Origin of the sequence: Flavobacterium odoriferum (genome assembly GCF_025499515.1) — a bacterium.
Lineage (GTDB): Bacteria > Bacteroidota > Bacteroidia > Flavobacteriales > Flavobacteriaceae > Flavobacterium > Flavobacterium odoriferum.
In genome coordinates this window covers 1-388 of sequence record NZ_JAMKFA010000070.1, presented here as the reverse complement: position 1 = coordinate 388, position 388 = coordinate 1, and the positions used below count along the sequence as shown (strand labels likewise).

The following is a 388-nucleotide window of genomic DNA, read 5'->3' as shown; positions in this document are numbered from 1 at the left end:
TTCTCAAACTCTGTATCTACTAAGTCACCATCATCATCTACATCTTGGAAATCATGAACTCCATCACCATCAGAATCTTGAGAAGTATAATCTGGTCCAGCTCCATCAATACCACCTTCTGTGGCATCTGGCATACCATTAGCTCCAACTGAACCATCAACCATACCATCATTATTTGCATCAGATTCTCCATGACCAGCTTCAAAAACATCATTCACGCCATCTCCATCTGAATCTAAATCAAAACTATCAATTATTCCATCTCCGTCTGTATCTAATGTAGGATTTCCATTTTGCTCTTCAATATCTGTAATACCATCATTATCATCATCAATATCTCCAATGTCACATAAGCCATCACCATCTGTATCTATTCCGTCGTTTGCTG

At 38.4% G+C, this 388-nt stretch carries 1 pseudogene; it reads right to left on the bottom strand.

The window, feature by feature from the left end:
- Positions 1-388 (bottom strand): annotated as a pseudogene (locus M9Q43_RS14140) (hypothetical protein); the annotation flags it as partial.